Source organism: Enterobacter cloacae complex sp. P17RS (assembly GCF_014895885.1).
GTDB classification, from domain to species: domain Bacteria; phylum Pseudomonadota; class Gammaproteobacteria; order Enterobacterales; family Enterobacteriaceae; genus Enterobacter; species Enterobacter bugandensis.
Genome location: NZ_JADBQK010000032.1, coordinates 1 through 18,299 on the forward strand (window position 1 = coordinate 1; position 18,299 = coordinate 18,299).

Sequence of the window (18,299 nt, forward strand, 5' to 3'; positions counted from 1 at the left end):
GTTTTATATACAAACTCGGCCACTTCGCTTAAAACTAAAAAGCCGTGAGCGAATCCTTCTGGGATCCAAAGTTGTCGCTTATTTTCTGCTGATAGCTTTACCCCAACCCATTGTGTAAATGTTGGTGATTCACGACGAATATCAACTGCAACATCATATACCTCACCAACAACACAGCGAACCAACTTTGCCTGGGCGAAGGGAGGTAATTGATAATGCAGTCCACGTAGCACCCCCTTACTTGACTTCGAGTGATTATCTTGAACAAACTCAACCTTACGTCCTACTGCCTTTTCAAATATTTGCTGATTAAAGCTTTCCATGAAAAAACCACGTTCATCGCCGAAAACTGTCGGTTCAAAAATTAATAAATCTGGTATATCTGTCTTGATTACATTCATTATTAGTAACCTTTAATCATTTTAATTAAATACTGCCCGTAAACATTTTTCGATAAAGGGATCGCTAGCTTTTTAACTTGTTCTGCATTGATAAATCCCTTACGGAATGCTATTTCTTCCGGGCAGGAAACTTTTAAACCCTGACGCTCTTCAATTGTCGCAATGAAATTACTTGCTTCTATCAGACTCTGATGAGTCCCCGTATCCAACCACGCGTACCCACGCCCCATCATTGCAACAGAAAGGCGCCCCTGCTCAAGATATACACGGTTAATATCTGTAATTTCTAACTCACCACGCGCAGACGGCTTCAGATTTTTTGCCATTTCAACCACGCCATTATCATAGAAATACAGACCAGTAACGGCGTAATTACTCTTCGGTTCTAACGGTTTTTCTTCCAGACTGATTGCGGTGCCGTTCTTATCAAACTCCACCACACCATAGCGCTCAGGATCATTAACATGATAGGCAAATACTGTAGCACCATCATCTTTATTTACTGCAGCTTCAAGTTGCTTCGGCAGGTCATGTCCGTAGAAAATATTGTCACCCAACACCAGAGCACAGCTGTCATCGCCGATAAACTCTTCACCGATGATAAATGCCTGCGCAAGGCCATCTGGGCTTGGCTGTACTTTATATTGCAGATTCAGTCCCCACTGGCTGCCATCACCCAGCAATTGTTCAAAACGTGGCGTGTCTTGTGGAGTGCTGATAATAAGAATATCTTTTATCCCTGCCAGCATAAGTGTTGACAGCGGGTAGTAAATCATTGGTTTGTCATAAATTGGCAGTAGCTGTTTACTCACCGCCATGGTCACCGGGTACAAACGAGTGCCAGATCCACCGGCAAGAATAATACCTTTACGCGTAGCCATCATTTTTTCTCTATAAATACCAAATGCCCATATAAGGACATTTATCTCATTAAATTGATTGAGTCGTAAAGAGCTCAGCGAGCATCCGTTTTACGCCAATATCCCAGGAAGGGAGTACAAGACCAAAATTCGACTGAAACTTCTCTGTGTTCAAGCGTGAATTCTGTGGTCGACGTGCAGGAGTTGGGTAAGCCGATGTTGGAACAGCATTAAGTTTTTCAATGGCCAACTCGACACCTGCTTTTCTGGCCTCTTCAAACACCAGTGCCGCATAGTCATACCAGGTTGTCGTATTCGACGCGACCAGATGGTAGAGACCAGCAACTTCAGGCTTTATCATTGCGACGCGAATAGCATGCGCTGTGCAGTCTGCTAACAACTCAGCGCCCGTCGGGGCACCAACTTGATCGTTGATTACGGAGAGTTCCTGACGCTCTTTTGCGAGCCGCAGCATCGTTTTAGCGAAATTGTTGCCCTTCCCCGCATATACCCAACTGGTACGGAAAATAAGATGCTTAGGACAATGCGCCTGCAATGCCTTTTCACCTTCAAGTTTTGTCTCACCGTATACATTCAACGGAGCAGTCGAATCTGTTTCACGCCATGGCTTTTCACCGTCACCGGGGAATACATAATCGGTAGAGTAGTGAATAACCCATGCGTCTATTTTTGCGGCTTCTTTAGCTATAGCTTCAACGCTAATTGCGTTGAGGAGTCTGGCAAAATCAGGCTCAGATTCAGCCTTATCTACTGCTGTATGCGCCGCCGCATTGACAATGACGTCTGGTTTAATTATACGAACGGTTTCCGCAATTCCTTCAGGGTTCCTAAAGTCCCCGCAATACTCTTTTGAATGCACATCGACCGCTACCAAGTTACCTAGTGGGGCCAGTGCACGCTGGAGTTCCCACCCCACCTGCCCTGTTTTACCGAACAGAAGAATATTCATTATTAACGTTCCCCGTAGTTCTGCTCGATCCAACTTTTATAAGCACCGCTTTTCACGTTGTTAACCCAATCTTGATTGCTTAAGTACCACTCAACTGTCTTACGAATGCCACTTTCAAAGGTCTCCTGAGGCTTCCACCCTAACTCAGTAGCAATTTTATGTGCATCAATGGCATAGCGGCGGTCATGCCCCGGACGGTCAGCAACATAGGTAATCTGATCGCGATACGACCCCTCTTTAGGCACAATCTCATCCAGCAGATCGCAAATCGTATGCACCACATCCAGGTTTTGCTTTTCGTTATGTCCACCAATGTTGTACGTCTCCCCCGGTTTCCCTTGGGTGACCACGGTATAAAGTGCACGCGCATGGTCTTCAACATAGAGCCAGTCGCGGATTTGATCGCCCTTGCCGTAAATAGGCAGCGCTTTGCCGTCCAATGCATTCAGGATAACCAGCGGAATCAGTTTTTCCGGGAAATGGTAAGGGCCATAGTTATTTGAACAGTTGGTGACGATGGTCGGGAAACCGTAGGTACGCATCCAGGCACGAACGAGATGATCGCTGGAGGCTTTTGACGCTGAATACGGACTGCTGGGCGCATACGCGGTAGTTTCAGTAAAGAGTGGCAGCTCAGTTGATGCAGGATGCTCATCAGGATGCGGCAAATCTCCATACACTTCGTCGGTAGAGATGTGATGGAAACGAAACGCTTTCTTCGCCTGCTCATCAAGCGTGGACCAGTACGCACGGGCGGCTTCCAGAAGCACATAAGTGCCGACGATATTGGTTTCGATAAACGCTGCCGGGCCCGTAATAGAACGGTCAACGTGGCTTTCAGCAGCCAGATGCATTACCGCATCAGGCTTATGTTTTGCAAAGATCCGATCCATGGCGTCTTTGTCGCAAATATCGGCATGCTCAAAGGCATATCGGTTGCTATCACTAACTTCTGTTAGCGACTCCAGATTTCCGGCATAGGTGAGCTTATCTACATTGACGACATCGTCCTGTGTATTTTTAATAATATGTCGCACAACCGCTGAGCCGATAAAACCAGCCCCGCCCGTCACAAGAATTTTCACGTTATCTGTTCCGTCTAGTGTATATGTCTGGATACTGGGGTTCTGAAACCTGAGTGTTTAATAACGGTTTCAGAAATTGAGCACGCTACCGCCCCTGGCTTAACAGCTACCAGTGCACTGAGCGATGTTTGATTAATGATTTTGCTTGTCTGGTTACAGACAAAAACTGGCGTTAATTGTCGTCCTAAACGACCAGAGAAACAAGCACAAATCGCTACAAAGCTGCTGAGATTTGAATCAGATAACCCTATGTAATCATTAAAATTAATAACAAAAAACGGCAGTTATCATTTTGGTTATGTCTCAACACCAAAAATGATAACTGCCGTTTGTTATGGACGCGGAATGAATATCAGTCGTTAGCCAACAGCTTCTCAATCCGGTTTCTGAACTTCGCCCCTTCCTTCAGATTGCGCAGCCCATAGTTCACAAACGCCTGCATGTATCCCAGCTTCTTACCGCAGTCGTAGCTGTCACCTGTCATCAGCATTGCGTCAACGGACTGTTTTTTCGCCAGTGCTGCAATTGCATCGGTCAACTGGATACGATCCCAGGCGCCTGGCTCAGTTTTTTCCAGTTCCGCCCAGATATCGGCATTCAGAACATAACGGCCAACCGCCATCAGATCCGAATCCAGCGTCTGCGGCTGATCGGGTTTTTCGATGAACTCAACGATGCGGCTCACCTGCCCTTCCGTCTCCAGCGCTTCTTTTGTCTGGATAACGGAGTACTCGGAAAGATCGCCCTTCATGCGTTTCGCCAGCACCTGGCTACGGCCGGTTTCATTGAAACGAGCCACCATTGCCGCCAGGTTGTAACGCAGCGGATCGGCTGAAGCGGTATCGATGATGATGTCCGGAAGAACAACGATGAATGGGTTATCACCCACTACCGGACGGGCACACAAAATCGAGTGACCCAGACCCAGCGGCTGTGCCTGACGCACGTTCATAATGGTTACGCCTGGCGGGCAGATTGACTGCACTTCTGCCAGCAGCTGGCGTTTGACGCGCTGCTCAAGCAGCGCTTCGAGTTCGTAAGAGGTGTCGAAGTGGTTCTCAACCGCATTCTTGGACGAATGGGTAACCAGGACGATTTCTTTGATCCCTGCAGCAACAATCTCGTCGACGATATATTGAATCATCGGTTTGTCGACAATCGGCAGCATCTCTTTAGGGATGGCTTTAGTGGCTGGCAGCATATGCATGCCCAGGCCTGCTACCGGAATGACTGCTTTCAAATTAATCATTATTTCTTCCACCTTAAAATGGTTGACGAATTATAGCTCTTAAACCTGTTTTCGCCAGCATGATTTGCCGTAATCCTCTGACAATGTTACGCCTTAGCCCCACAAATTTCTGTAGTTGTAATCTGAATAGATCACACTTCTGTGCCAGGAATAGTCTCAAAAAAGAAAGTTGTCGATTATCTGTGCGGAAGCGCAAAATTCAGCCTTTCCACATTCACTACCTGCTGATCCACCCGGTCAATATCCACCGAACTCTGCCCCTTCTCATTCACCGCTTTAATGTTCGCCAGCGACAGCAAGGTTTCGTCTTTGGCCATAAATTTACCCCGCACATCTTTACGCAGGTCGAAGTTGATCTTCAGCGCGGGGCCAATAGCTGCCTCCTGCATCACGTTGATATTACGTAAGAAAAGATGCTGCGGCTTATTGTGCAGCTCAAGCGTCGCCCGCTTCATCTCCACGTTGGTGATCGCTACAAAGGAGGTCGCATTACCGGATGAAACTTGAATTCCGCGCAGCTTATACGCTAGCTGGCGATTATCCAGATGGATATTGTTAAGCTTGAAGTTCTGCGGGATGGACAAATAATCGCCTTTAATTACGCCATAGCCGATTAACATTCCGGCACTATTGACCATGTCGACATTATCAATAATGAAATTATCACAGCCATAAATGGCGACCGTTGCGTTGTCTATACCCGCCTTTTTACTAAAATCGGGGGTAATATTTTTGGCCTTTATATTGCGGATAACAAAGTGTTTCCCGTTCTCAACGTGCACCAGCTGGCGACAGTTGCTGCCGGTGATATTTGCCACCACGAAGTTCTTCACGGTTTGCTTTTCCGGGTAGTCGTTATCGTAGGTGCTGCCGGCAAGGCCGATGCCGATGCCCCAGTTGATCTTACCGTTGGTGCAGTTGATGTTATCGATCACATGATCGGAGATCAGAATATTGCGGTCATTGATGGCCACGTTCCACTCGATCGCATCGCCCTGCAGATGGCTGAATTTGCTGTTGGTGATCCGGGCGCCATCAACCTGATTGTGAAAGCCCTGGCGCAGGATGGCGTAGTTAGCCTGGCTCACGCTGATGTTATCAATCACCAGATTGCGCATCACGCGCGGTTTCTTGCCGCCAATGTAAATCTGCGTCACCGGCCCAAATCCGCTCATCGCCAGCCCTTTGATCGCGCAGTCCGAGCCGCGAATGTCGAGCGTGATGTTCTCCGTGCGCCCGCTGCCTTCACCGATCACTTTGCAGCCTTCCTGCAGCACAAAACGCCCACGTCCGTTGCCGGTCAACGCTCCGCGGATCAGCAGCGTTTTACCGTCGGGAATGAAAATGCCCGTATTGATGTTTTCGCAGGTAAGTCCGGCCGGGACAACGACGGTGTCACCGTCCTTAAACGCCTGCTTAAAAGCGGCGATCCAGTCGTTGTTATTGTACTGATTAATGGAGACCGTCTTTCCGCTTGCCGCCCGCGCCATGCGGGACGACAGCAGCGGCGAGGCCGCCAGAACAGACAGAGAAGAGACAAAGGTGCGTCGGGTAATCTTTTTCAGCATACAACCTCGGCGTTACAGCGTTTGCAGCAGGCTCGCTAACTGGCGATTGATTACCTGCTGGTTAAAATCGGTTTCAACTTTTTGTCGGGCATTCTTGAGCACAGGCTCCAGCGCCTGCTGGTCGATGTCGCTGAAGGCAGCCAATCGATCCGCAAGAGCCATCGCGTTATTCTCCGGCACCAGCCAGCCGGAATGATCAGATTTGATCAGCTCCGGGATCCCGCTGTGCAGCGTCGATACCACCGGGATCCCAACGGCCATCGCCTCCATCAGCGCCACCGGAATGCCTTCCATATCGCCATCGGCGCCCGTTACCGAAGGCAGCAGGAACACGTCCGCCTCATCGAGCATGGCTTTAACCTCATGGCTCGGCTTGAAGCCCGGCATCTCCACGACATCGTCCAGCTGATACTGTTCGATAAGCGTGCGCAGACGACGTTCCCACGGGCCAATGCCGAGAATGCGATAGTGGAACGCCACCCCGCGCGCCTTCAGCTGTCGGCAGGCTTCGATGGCCACGTGCAGACCTTTCTTCTCGGTCAGACGGGCTACGGAGATGATCTGCAGCGGTTTTCCCGGCACCTTAACCGGGCGGCGAGTGAAGCGCGTTAAATCCACGCCCATACGCGACACGGCAATTTTCTCCCCCGGACAGCCCATGCTTTTCAGTCGTCCGGCCCACAGGTCGCTGATGGGCAGCATCATGTCGCCGCGGCGGAAAAGCTCCTGATACTCCGGCGTGTAGTGGTTCAGCACCTCGCGGCTGGAAATGTCGATACCGTGGAAGATGGTCGCAATTTTGCCGTCAATTACGCCAAGCTCACGCAGTTTCGCGGCGGTGACCCCCGCCGGGCCAAAGTGGGCGATAAACACGTCGGCACGATACGGCTGCGCCGTTTGCCCGCAGATGGCCGACAGAATTAAATTGCGAGATTCCGATCCATAGCGGGAAACGTTCAGCGCGCGCCACGTCGACGCGCGGTGGATCCCGCGTAACGTCTGGCTGGCCCGGTAGCGTAGCTTGCTCAGCTTCCCGGCCGGTTCGTCCTGCAGCCAGCGGGTCTTCGCCTCCAGCCCATACTGGGCATACGCCGCATGGGTATTTTTGGTGTCGCCCTTTTGCAGGGCAACGATCTCCACGTCATATCCCATATCGATAAACGCGGTGATTTGGTTCAGTACAAAGGTCTCAGAAGACAGCGGAAATTTCAGTAAGAAGAAACCAACCTTCATTTCCCCTCCCGCACGCGTTCAAGCACCGATTTCACCATTCCAATGCCCTTCTCGCGCTCGGCTTTCACCGCCACCGCCAGGCGTTCATTGATCGCGGGCAGTTGACCCAGGGTGTCCCCCACCATTGCACCGAGCGATCCGTCCAGCAGATGACGAATATCCACGGCCATTTCCGGCATGCCAAGCTGCTGCATAATCCCGGCGGACTTGTGCTCATAGTTAATGGCGATGGCCGGCGTGCCAAAGTTCATGGAGATAATCGCCGAGTGCAGACGGGTGCCCACGGTCAGGTCGCAGGCTGCGAGCAGTTTACCCATCTCCAGGTCGTTCAGCTCGTCCATCACCACGTGGTAGCGGGACGGGTCGTTCACCAGATTGCGCAGGTTCAGCGCTACCATGCGGTCATCTTTGTTGTAGCTGTCGATGCCGGTACAGGTTGAGAGCGCCAGCACCTGGTAACCGCTGTCCAGTACGCGGTTCACCACGTCGGCGAACGCTTTCTCATAGGCTGCCTGGGTGGTGCCAAGACGCTTATCGAACGGGGCGAGTTCACGCAGGGTAATCGCAACGGTCTTCTGTTTCGCCGTCACGTCGAGCCAGTGCTGCACCGCGTAGCTCGGCTGGAAGTTATCGTCCTGGTGATCCACCAGCCAGGCGGTATCCACGCCGTGTTCTACTTTAGAGGTGTCAATTTCGCTACGCTTCATCATGTCGAGGCTGACCGATTCACGCAGGATCAGCGCGTCGCAGTGGCCAAACACATAATTTGCCAGTTGGTTAAACTGCGGATCCTGGAACGGCCCGACGCTGTGGCCGATCATAAACAGCGGCTTTTTCGCCATGAACGTGCACAGCGCATGCTCAAACTGCGGCACGCCGTAAAGATCGACGAAGAACGAGCCGCCGACCTGAATAATGGCGTCATAGCCGGAAAGCAGACGCACGAAGTCCGTAAATCCCTGCGCGATTGCGATGTTGCGCAGCCTGCCGGTGTCTGTGACGCGGGAAAGCAGCACCTGATGCTGGTAGCGACGGCGCAGCACTTTCTTCACGCGCCCCATCACGCCCGCGGCGTTATTGTGCTGTTTCATCTGGCTGTAAAGCGGGTCGCCCATCACCGGGCGGTTCAGTAACCAGGATGAGCTGACCGGATAACGGCTCATCACGTCCACTTCAGTCTCAGGTTTAAGGGTGTTAATTGCATCCAGTAAACCGCGCAGGATGGCGCTGTCGCCACGGTTGCCACAGGTATGGTTGCCAAGAATTAATAATTTCATAATGGCCTCTTAAAGAACTAGCCTGCGCGAAGCAGCGTTTTCATTTTTTCGTTACGGCAAAACTGGCGCTTCATCTCTACCACCAGCGCGTTGCGCGACAGCACAATCATCACGCCAAACGCCAGCGCGCCCGCGGCAACCTGCACCGCCAGCAGCGCGGCCAGCGGCAGATGCCCGCTGAGGATAATGCCCAGACCGTAGCTCACCGCCAGGGTCGGCAATGAGAGATAGAACGGCAGCCACAGGCTCAGGATGTACTGACGGTAGCTGGAGCCCAGCACCGGTTTGATCATGATGAAGTAGCTCAGAACGGTATTGACGATCTGCACCAGCAGGAAGCCCAGCGTGACGCCGATGGCGCCCGCCATATGCCCGCCGACGATAATCGCCGGAATAAACAGGAAAGTTTTGAACACGTTGAATTTAAAGCTGATATCCACGCGCGCCTTCGCCATCAGCAGAGAACCAATCGGATTGCCCACGGAGCGCAGCAGCCCCACCACGCACAGCAGCTGCAGGATCGGGATAATGCCGTTCCACTTCTCGCCAAACACCAGCGGCACGAAGTTGCTGGAAACCACCATCAGCCCCAGCAGCACCGGGAAGTTGATAATCCCCACCACGGAAAGCAGCTTGTAGAAGTTGACGCGCAGCTTCTCGGTGTCGTCCTGAATCTTGGCGAACGCCGGGAACAGCACGCGGGTGATAATGGGGTTCAGCTTCATAGGAGGAACAACCGCAACGTTATAGGCCAGGTTGTAGCCCCCCGCCACGCTCGCGCCCAGGATGCGCGCCAGCACCAGCGTCGAGAGGTTGGTATTCACATAGTTAATAATGCTGTCCGCCGTCAGCCACGCGCCAAAGCGCAGGTTGGACGAGACGGACGCGAGAGAGAAGTGCAGCCCCGGACGATAAATCTTGCGGCCAAAGTAGCCGAACAGCAGCGTACGCACGGCAGAGTTAACCAGGTAACCGAGGATGGCGGTCATCGCCAGCGGCCAGAAATGGGCGCTCACCACGGTAAAGGTAAAGCCCGCCAGCACCGCGCTGGTCTCGATCATGCCGATCTTGTTGAACTCCAGCTCTTTCTGCATCAGCGCGCGGAACTGCTGCCCGTGCGGGATCACCACAAAGGCAAACGACAGCGTGCGCATCAGCGGGGCGAGATCCGGGTTGTGCAGCACGCTGGCAATCACGTCGCTCAGCAGGAACACCAGCACAAACACGAAAATGCCCAGCCCGACGTTCAGCCAGTAGAGCGTGGTCAGCTCGAGATGGCTGATCTCTTTGCGCTGGATAATCGAGTTGGCGATACCAAAGTCAGACAGCGTGTCGGCCAGCGCGATAATCACCAGCGAGACGGTCAGCAGGCCGAACTGGTGGTTATCGATAATGCGCGCCAGCACCGTCATCTGCACCAGGCCGAGACCAATGATGACGATGGTCGCCATCGCTGACCACTTGGCGCCGCTGATGGTTTTTTCACGTAAGCTCATCTTAGTACGCCGCTTTGTTCACGAAACCTTTGAAGATGGTCAGAAAAACAATCTTGATATCGAACCAGAGGCTCCACTCGCGGATGTACTCCAGATCGAACTCGATGCGTTTTTCCATTTTTTCCAGCGTGTCGGTCTCGCCGCGCCAGCCGTTGATCTGCGCCCAGCCGGTGATGCCCGGCTTCACCTTATGGCGCAGCATGTAGCCTTCAATCAGCGAACGGTACTGCTCGTTATGCGCCACCGCGTGCGGACGCGGGCCAACAATCGACATGCCGCCGGTAAAGACGTTGATGAACTGCGGCAGCTCGTCAAGCGAAGTGCGGCGCAGGAAGTTCCCCACGCGGGTGACGCGCGGATCGTTCTGCGTCGCCTGGGTCACCACCTTGTCGTTCTCCATCACCTTCATGGAGCGGAATTTCCACACCATGATTGGCTTACCGTCCATGCCGTAGCGGGTCTGACGGAAGATAACCGGGCCGGGAGAGCTCAGCTTCACCGCCAGAGCGATGCAGCACAGCACCGGGGAAATGAGCAGTAAAATCAGGGAAGAGAGTACGATATCTTCCACGCGCTTGAGCACGCGGTTAATACCCGACAGCGGCGTGTCGTACAGCGGTACCACCGGCACGCCGTTCACCTCTTCAATGCGGGAGTGCAGAATGTTGAAGGTAAACACGTCCGGGATCAGGATCACCGAACAGGTGGTGTCCGCCAGCTCGCGCATCAGCTGCTTGATGCGGGTTTCGTCTTTCATCTGCATGGCGATATAGACGTTATGAATTTTTCCGGCCTTCGCGTCTTCAATAAGCTGCGCGTAATTGCCCGCCCAGTCCGCAGGCACGCCGCCCGGCTTCGCGTCGTGGTAAATCCCCACCACTTCAAACCCTAACCACGGCTCTTTGCGGAAGCTGTCGAGCAGCACTCTCCCGACCGGTAAATCACCCGCTACGGCGACGAAACGACGGTTATAGCCGCGGTTACGCAGCCAGCCCGCGCCAAAGCGGATCAGGGAACGGCACACGACCATGCCGACGCTGGTTAGCAGGTACCAGCAGAGATAGGTCACGAAGCGGTTGTCAAAATCATGGCTGAACGCCACCAGACCGGCGCTGAAGATCAGGCTCAGAGTCCAGTTCTGCAGCAGCAGCATCAGTTCGGTGGTCATTTTCACGCCGCGCCACGAGCGGTAGAAATCGGTCATTCCGCCGATCATCTGAAACACAACCAGCGCAATCAGGGCCATCAGAAGATGCATATATAAGAACGGCAGCCCGCTGATCCGACACACCGCCCACAATCCACCGACCATGATGGTGATATCAGAAAAACGCTGCACCATAGAGATTAACGATGCATTCGTTCTCGCTCGTTCGCGTTTTTTTAGATTCGTCATCGTTGTTCCTGTATTCGGTTCCCCCTCCCGCCGGGAGGGGCAATTGTTACTGATTCAACAGCGCCAGAATGTCCTTCGTTCGGGCTTCCATCAGCGCCGTATCAGCGCGGGATTCCACGTTCAGGCGCACCACCGGCTCGGTGTTGGACGAACGCAGGTTAAAGCGCCACTGCGGGAACGCCATGCTGATGCCGTCCGTACGGTCAATCTCCAGCGCGTGAATGGCAAAGTGCTGTTCTACGCGGGCAATCGCCTCGGCCGGCTGCGCCAGCTTGCTGTTGATCTCCCCGCTCGCCGGGAAGGCCGCCATGCGGTCGCGCACCAGCTCGCCCAGGCTCTGCCCCTTCAGGCACAGCAGCTCGGTCACCAGCAGCCACGGGATCATCCCGCTGTCGCAGTAGGCAAAATCACGGAAATAGTGGTGCGCGCTCATCTCGCCGCCGTAGATGGCGTCTTCTTCGCGCATGCGCTCTTTGATGAAGGCATGGCCGGTTTTAGACATCACCGGCTCGCCGCCCGCGGCCTTCACCACGTCGACGGTGTTCCAGGAAAGACGCGGATCGTGAATGATCTTCGCGCCCGGATTTTTCTCGAGGAACGCTTCCGCCAGCAGGCCAACGATGTAGTAGCCTTCGATAAACTGCCCTTTCTCGTCGAACAGGAAGCAGCGGTCGAAGTCGCCGTCGAAGGCGATGCCCATATCGGCACCGTGCTCAATCACCGCGTTACGGGTGTCGTCGCGGCACTCCGGCAGCAGCGGGTTAGGAATACCGTTCGGGAAGTTACCGTCCGGCGTGTTGTGTACCTTGACGAAGGTCACCGGCACGTTCAGCGCCTTAAAGCGGGCTTCCAGCGCATCGACAACCGGGCCTGCCGCGCCGTTACCAGAGTTGATGACCAGCTTCAGCGGCTTGAGGTTCGCCACGTTGATGTAGCCCAGCAGGTGGTCGATGTACTCTTTCTGCAGGTTAATCTGTTTGTAGCTGCCGCGCTTCGCGTCGTTCACCGGCGGGAAGTCGTTGGCTTCCGCGAGGCGCTGCACGTCGCGCAGACCGGTGTCGCCGCTAATCGGGCGCGCGCCCTTGCGCACCAGCTTCATGCCGTTGTAGTCCATCGGGTTGTGGCTGGCCGTCACTTCGATACCGCCGTCCACGCCGAGGTGGAAGGTGGCAAAATAGATCTCTTCGGTACCGGACAGGCCGATGTCCAGCACGTCCACGCCCGCGTCCTGCAGCCCTTTTGCCAGCGCCAGCTTCAGGGATTCGCTGGTCAGACGCACGTCGCCGCCCAGCACGATGGTCTTAGGTTTTAAATATTCGCCGTACGCGCGACCGATGCGCCACGCGATGTCTTCATTCAGCTCTTCGCCCAGCTTGCCGCGAATATCGTAGGCTTTAAAACAGGTTAATTTTTCCATGATGACCCCTTTTTCAGGCAACAGTTGGCCCTGACCACTTAATGGCCAAATTTATTTTTGTCATTCGTAGGCCCGGCAGGCGCAGCGCCGCCGGGCATGATGCGGCGTGCTACACGCGCCCGTAGCGATCCTGGAAGCGCACAATATCGTCCTCTTCCAGATACGAGCCGGAGCGCACCTCAATTAAATCGAGAGGAATTTTCCCCGGGTTTTCCAGACAGTGCGTGGCGCCCAGCGGAATATAAATGGACTCGTTTTCACCCAGCAGCTTCACTTCGCCGTCGATGGTCACTTTGGCCGTACCCGCCACCACCACCCAGTGTTCAGCGCGGTGATGGTGCATCTGCACCGACAGCCCCTCGCCCGGCTTCACGGTGATGCGCTTCACCTGATAGCGGTCACCCGCGTCGATGGAGTCATATTTGCCCCACGGACGGTACACTTCACGGTGAATGTGGTGTTCGTGACGGCCATCGGCCTTGATCTTCTCAACCACTTTTTTAACGTCCTGCACGGCGTTACGGTCGGCAATCAGCACCGCGTCTTTGGTCTGGACAACCACCAGATCCTTTACCCCGACGGTGGTGACGAGGCCAGACTCGGCGTAAACGTAGCTGTTTTCGGTTTTGTGGCTAATCACATCGCCGTGATGGACGTTACCCTCCGGGGTATGGGCGCTGATCTCCCACAGGGAGGACCAGGAGCCAACGTCGCTCCAGCCTGCATCCATCGGTACTACCACCGCGTCAGCCGTGCGTTCCATCACGGCGTAGTCGATAGACTCTTCCGGACAGGCGAGGAACGCCTCTTCATCCACGCGGATAAAGTCGAGATCCGGGTCCACCACCGCCATCGCTTTTTCGCAGGCGTTCAGAATATCCGGGCGGTATTTGCGCAGCTCTTCGAGATAGCGTCCGGCGCGGAACAGGAACATCCCGCTGTTCCAGTAATATTCACCGCTGGCGACATAGGCCTGCGCGGTTTCGAGATTCGGTTTTTCGACAAACTGCGCCACGTCAAACGCCACGCTATCGCCCTCACCCGGCGTTACGCTGCCGCGACGGATGTAACCGTAGCCGGTTTCCGGCAGATCCGGCACGATGCCGAAGGTCACCAGCTTGCCGCTCTCGGCGTAAGGGATCGCGGCACGCACCGCGTCGCGGAATGCGTCTTCCTGCTGGATAACGTGATCTGCCGCCAGGACCAGCATCAGCGGGTCACAGTCAGGGCTGCTGCGTTTTGCCGCCAGCGCCGCCAGGGCGATCGCGGGCGCGGTATTACGTCCTGCAGGCTCCAGGATGATGTTTTCCGTGAGCTTGTTCAGCTGGCGCAGCTGCTCGGCAACGATAAAGCGGTGCTGTTCGTTACAAATCACCACCGGGCTTTCACACTCCACGCCGTGCAGACGGTTTACCGTCGTCTGCAGCATGGTGAGATCCCCTTTCAGGCAGAGGAACTGTTTTGGATAGAGCACGCGGGACAGCGGCCACAACCGGCTACCAGAGCCACCAGCCATCACAACCGGATACAAAGTGGTTTGACTCATGATTTATCCCCGTATATCTGCAATAAATTGGCTCAGCACGTTCTCTTTCTCGAGCGTGCGTTCGGCATATTCACGTGCCACCGTGTTCACTTTTGGCATGGCGAGTGCCTGTTCAATGCCGGTGACCAGCGCCGGGACCGATTCCGGCTCCACGCACACGGCAATCCCCGGATAGCCGTCACACAGCTGGCCTAATTCTGTTTCGGCTTCGGCCGTAATCACCGCGTTACCGCCCACTGCCAGAATGTTGGTCAGCTTGGACGGCAGCACCGCATCCGCCGCGCCGCGTTTTTGCACGACCAGATGGCAATCCGCCATTTTCAGCAGCGCGGGCAGCGCGTCGTACGATTGCAGCGGGAAAAACTTCACGTTGGTCAGGCCGCGTTCACTGGCCATCTTCTCCAGCCGCGCTTTTCCCCCGCCCTGTCCGACAATCACAAACGTCCACGGCTGTTCGATCAGCAGCTGGGCCGCTTCAATAACGCTCTCCAGCCCCTGCTTTTCGCCGATGTTGCCTGAGTAAAGAATGATTTTTTGGTCTTCAGGCAAGCCGAGCCGGGCGCGCAGCGCCTGAGCCTCTTGCTCCGTCACGTCGCGAAAACGCGCCACTTCGGACCAGTTCGGGAAGAAGATCACCTTCTCCGCCGGGACGCCCTTCTCCTGCGCCTTATTCATCATCGAGCGAGAGATCGTCGAAACGTAATCCACGTTGTGTAAGCCACTGCGCTCAAAGGCGCTGGCGAGCTTCGCCACCTTGCCGCCCTTGCCTTTCCCGGCCATACCCAGACCGAGCATGGCGTCCACTTCATAATCCTGAATGTGCAGCAGGGTGCGCGCGCCGGAGAGTTTTCCCAGCAGGCGCATGCCCGGCGTGCAGAACAGCGTCGGCACCACGCCGATAATGCGATCCGGCTTCCAGCGACGCTGCGCCATCAGCGGGAAGAAACTGCTGAGGGCAAAGCTGCCCAGATGAATTAAACGTTTCAGCGTCGAGGGCTGTTTCGGCACGTAGAGAGGGCAGCGCCAGACGGTCGCGGCCCCCTCTTCGCGGCGATAGCGCCAGCTGGAATAGCGTTCGCCTACCTTCCACTCCGGGTAGTACGGCGGGGCAGTAATCACCCGCACGTCATGTCCCTGGCTCGCCATCCACTCCACCATCTCGCCGGTGTATTTCCCGATACCGGTTAATTCCGGCGAGTAGTTAATTCCGTAGACGAGGATTTTCATAGTCCTGGCACCTCGGCCTGACGTTCCGCGAGGAAGTACGCCCGACTGTTGTCATGGACGTTGTCGCTTGCCAGCAGCGCCTCTGGCGTTAGCCAGCGGTAATCGTCATGCTGAGAATCAGGCAGACGCAGGTCTGCCTCACTCACCTTCAGGCGGAACCCCAGCACGATGTAGTGCGTGGAGAACCCGGTGCCCGAAAAGTTATCGTCATAGAAGTGCTGCCAGACCCCGTAAAACTGGCCCGCTGCCATCGGCAGCTGCAGGCCCAGCTCCGCCAGAGTGAGACGCTCAAATGCATCAACCAGCGTCTCATCCTTCTGCACGCGCCCGCCGGGCACGAACCAGAAGCCCTGTGCAGGACGATTGGTTCGTTTCCCCAGCAAGAACTCGCCGCGTTCGTTCTCCACGATCAAATCAATCGAAATGAGCGGAGTGGAACGCACTACCGTGGCAAAATCTTCCTGACTTAAAAACATCATTACCCCCGGAAGCGGTGCTGGTTTTCCAGGAACCACTGGTAGGTGCTGGCCAGCCCCTGCTCCAGTGAGACCTCGTGATACCAGCCCAGCTGATGCAGACGGGTCACGTCCAGCAGCTTGCGCGGCGTGCCGTCCGGTTTGGTCGCGTCAAACACTACGCGGCCCTTGTAGCCCACCACCTGCGCGATGGTCTGCGCCAGCTCGCGAATGGTGCAGTCCACGCCGGTACCCACGTTAATGTGCGACAGCATCGGCTCGGTGTTTTCCTGCCACACCTCGCGATCCAGCTCCATCACGTGAATGCTGGCAGCCGCCATGTCGTCCACGTGCAGGAACTCGCGCATTGGTGTTCCGCTGCCCCACACCACCACGTCCGGGGCGTTTTCGGCAGTCGCCTCGTGGAAGCGACGCAGCAGCGCCGGGATCACGTGCGAGTTGCTCGGGTGGAAGTTGTCGTGCGGTCCGTACAGGTTAGTCGGCATCACCGAGCGATAGTCGCGGTTGTACTGACGGTTGTAGGACTCGCACAGCTTGATCCCGGCAATTTTTGCAATCGCGTAGGGCTCGTTAGTCGCTTCCAGCGTGCCCTGCAGCAGCTCGCTTTCGGCGATCGGCTGCTTCGCCATCTTCGGGTAGATACAGGATGAACCGAGGAACAGCAGCTTGTTCACGTTGTGCAGATGCGCCGCGTGAATGATGTTGCTCTCGATCATCATGTTCTCGTAGATGAAATCCGCCGGGTAGGTGTTGTTAGCGACAATGCCGCCCACCTTCGCCGCCGCCAGATACACCTGGTCAATGCGTTCGTTCGCAAAGAAGTCCTGTACCGCACGGCTGTCGAGCAGGTTCAGCTCGTCACGGGTGCGGACAATCACTTCTACGTCACCGCGCTGTTCCAGCTGGCGGACAATCGCGGAACCCACCATTCCGCGATGACCGGCGACAAAAATACGTTGTTTTGTCATTCTCAGGACTCCAGCGCGATGGCAACCTCGTAGCCATGAGACTTGAGCAGGGAGTGTTTTTTCGCTGCTTCAAGATCTTTGGCCACCATCTCGGAAACCATCTCCTGCAGAGTGGTTTCTGGTTTCCAGCCCAGCTTCTCGTGCGCTTTGGTTGGGTCGCCCAGCAGGGTTTCTACTTCAGCAGGACGGAAGTAACGCGGGTCAACCTGCACAATCACGTCGCCTGGCTTCACGCCCGGCGCGTCGTGGCCGGTCACGGACACAACGATACCCTTCTCTTCCACGCCCGTGCCTTCGAAGCGCAGTTTGATGCCCAGCTGCGCCGCAGCCATCTCAACGAACTGACGCACGGAGTACTGCACGCCGGTCGCGATAACGAAGTCTTCTGGCTGTTCCTGCTGCAGCATCATCCACTGCATTTTCACGTAGTCTTTGGCATGGCCCCAGTCACGCAGGGAGTCCATGTTGCCGAGGTGCAGGCAAGATTCCAGACCCTGAGCAATGTTGGCGATCGCGCGGGTGATTTTGCGGGTCACGAAGGTTTCGCCGCGACGCGGAGATTCGTGGTTAAACAGAATGCCGTTACAGGCGTACATACCGTAGGATTCACGGTAGTTCACGGTGATCCAGTAGGCGTACAGTTTTGCTACCGCATACGGAGAGCGCGGGTAGAACGGCGTGGTCTCTTTCTGTGGAATTTCCTGCACCAGGCCGTACAGCTCGGAGGTAGATGCCTGGTAGAAGCGAGTTTTCTTCTCAAGACCGAGGAAGCGAATCGCCTCCAGCAGACGCAGGGTACCCATGGCGTCAACGTCAGCAGTGTATTCCGGGGACTCGAAGGAGACCGCTACGTGGCTCATCGCCCCCAGGTTATACACTTCATCCGGCTGTACTTCCTGCAGGATACGAGTCAGGTTGGAGGTATCGGTCAGGTCGCCGTAGTGCAGGTGGAATTTCGGGTTTGCCGCGTGAGGATCCTGATAGATGTGATCCACACGTTCGGTGTTGAAAGAAGAGGCACGACGCTTAATACCGTGCACTTCATACCCTTTCTCCAGCAGCAATTCTGCCAGGTAAGAACCATCCTGCCCGGTAACGCCGGTGATGAGAGCGACTTTAGACATGTTTAT

16 protein-coding genes are annotated in these 18,299 nt (G+C 55.1%); all 16 read right to left on the minus strand.

Features of this window, described 5'->3' with window-relative positions; translation table 11 throughout:
- A partial coding sequence (rfbC, locus tag IM265_RS20610) for a dTDP-4-dehydrorhamnose 3,5-epimerase (RefSeq protein WP_193056017.1) occupies positions 1–401 on the minus strand: 401 nt, incomplete at its 3' end.
- Positions 402–403: 2 nt separating this feature from the next.
- Complete coding sequence (gene rfbA / locus IM265_RS20615; protein ID WP_193030547.1) at positions 404–1,282, minus strand: glucose-1-phosphate thymidylyltransferase RfbA; 879 nt, start codon at positions 1,280–1,282, stop codon at positions 404–406.
- Between the two features lie 49 nt (positions 1,283–1,331).
- A complete protein-coding gene (gene rfbD / locus IM265_RS20620; RefSeq protein WP_193030520.1) occupies positions 1,332–2,231 on the minus strand; it encodes a dTDP-4-dehydrorhamnose reductase in 900 nt (299 codons plus the stop codon).
- Between the two features lie 2 nt (positions 2,232–2,233).
- Positions 2,234–3,316, minus strand: coding sequence for a dTDP-glucose 4,6-dehydratase (gene rfbB / locus IM265_RS20625; protein ID WP_193030518.1), 1,083 nt, complete (start codon positions 3,314–3,316; stop codon positions 2,234–2,236).
- A gap of 352 nt (positions 3,317–3,668) precedes the next feature.
- Positions 3,669–4,565 carry a GalU regulator GalF gene (galF, locus tag IM265_RS20630; protein WP_048957548.1) on the minus strand — a complete coding sequence of 299 codons (897 nt, stop codon included), beginning with the start codon at positions 4,563–4,565 and terminating at the stop codon, positions 3,669–3,671.
- A gap of 176 nt (positions 4,566–4,741) precedes the next feature.
- Entirely contained in the window at positions 4,742–6,133 is a 1,392-nt protein-coding gene (gene wcaM / locus IM265_RS20635; RefSeq protein WP_193030516.1) for a colanic acid biosynthesis protein WcaM, read from the minus strand.
- A 12-nt stretch (positions 6,134–6,145) separates the two neighbouring features.
- Positions 6,146–7,366 carry a colanic acid biosynthesis glycosyltransferase WcaL gene (gene wcaL, locus IM265_RS20640; protein ID WP_193030514.1) on the minus strand — a complete coding sequence of 407 codons (1,221 nt, stop codon included), beginning with the start codon at positions 7,364–7,366 and terminating at the stop codon, positions 6,146–6,148.
- On the minus strand, positions 7,363–8,643 hold the full coding sequence (gene wcaK / locus IM265_RS20645) for a colanic acid biosynthesis pyruvyl transferase WcaK (protein ID WP_047363165.1): 1,281 nt from the start codon (positions 8,641–8,643) through the stop codon (positions 7,363–7,365). Before wcaK ends, wcaL begins: the two co-directional genes overlap by 4 nt.
- A gap of 17 nt (positions 8,644–8,660) precedes the next feature.
- A complete protein-coding gene (gene wzxC / locus IM265_RS20650) occupies positions 8,661–10,139 on the minus strand; it encodes a colanic acid undecaprenyl disphosphate flippase WzxC (RefSeq protein WP_193030512.1) in 1,479 nt (492 codons plus the stop codon).
- Position 10,140: 1 nt separating this feature from the next.
- The gene (gene wcaJ / locus IM265_RS20655; RefSeq protein ID WP_041909129.1) at positions 10,141–11,535 is read right to left on the minus strand and encodes an undecaprenyl-phosphate glucose phosphotransferase; all 1,395 of its coding nucleotides are present in this window, start codon (positions 11,533–11,535) and stop codon (positions 10,141–10,143) included.
- A gap of 46 nt (positions 11,536–11,581) precedes the next feature.
- A complete protein-coding gene (gene cpsG, locus IM265_RS20660; protein WP_041909126.1) occupies positions 11,582–12,952 on the minus strand; it encodes a colanic acid biosynthesis phosphomannomutase CpsG in 1,371 nt (456 codons plus the stop codon).
- Positions 12,953–13,061: 109 nt separating this feature from the next.
- Positions 13,062–14,498, minus strand: coding sequence for a mannose-1-phosphate guanyltransferase (gene cpsB / locus IM265_RS20665; RefSeq protein WP_028013792.1), 1,437 nt, complete (start codon positions 14,496–14,498; stop codon positions 13,062–13,064).
- A gap of 3 nt (positions 14,499–14,501) precedes the next feature.
- Entirely contained in the window at positions 14,502–15,725 is a 1,224-nt protein-coding gene (wcaI, locus tag IM265_RS20670) for a colanic acid biosynthesis fucosyltransferase WcaI (RefSeq protein WP_048999741.1), read from the minus strand.
- Positions 15,722–16,201, minus strand: coding sequence for a GDP-mannose mannosyl hydrolase (locus IM265_RS20675; RefSeq protein WP_074135958.1), 480 nt, complete (start codon positions 16,199–16,201; stop codon positions 15,722–15,724). Before IM265_RS20675 ends, wcaI begins: the two co-directional genes overlap by 4 nt.
- 2 nt (positions 16,202–16,203) lie before the next feature.
- Complete coding sequence (locus IM265_RS20680) at positions 16,204–17,169, minus strand: GDP-L-fucose synthase (protein ID WP_024908102.1); 966 nt, start codon at positions 17,167–17,169, stop codon at positions 16,204–16,206.
- A 2-nt stretch (positions 17,170–17,171) separates the two neighbouring features.
- The gene (gene gmd, locus IM265_RS20685; protein ID WP_003863514.1) at positions 17,172–18,293 is read right to left on the minus strand and encodes a GDP-mannose 4,6-dehydratase; all 1,122 of its coding nucleotides are present in this window, start codon (positions 18,291–18,293) and stop codon (positions 17,172–17,174) included.
- Positions 18,294–18,299: the final 6 nt, after the last annotated feature.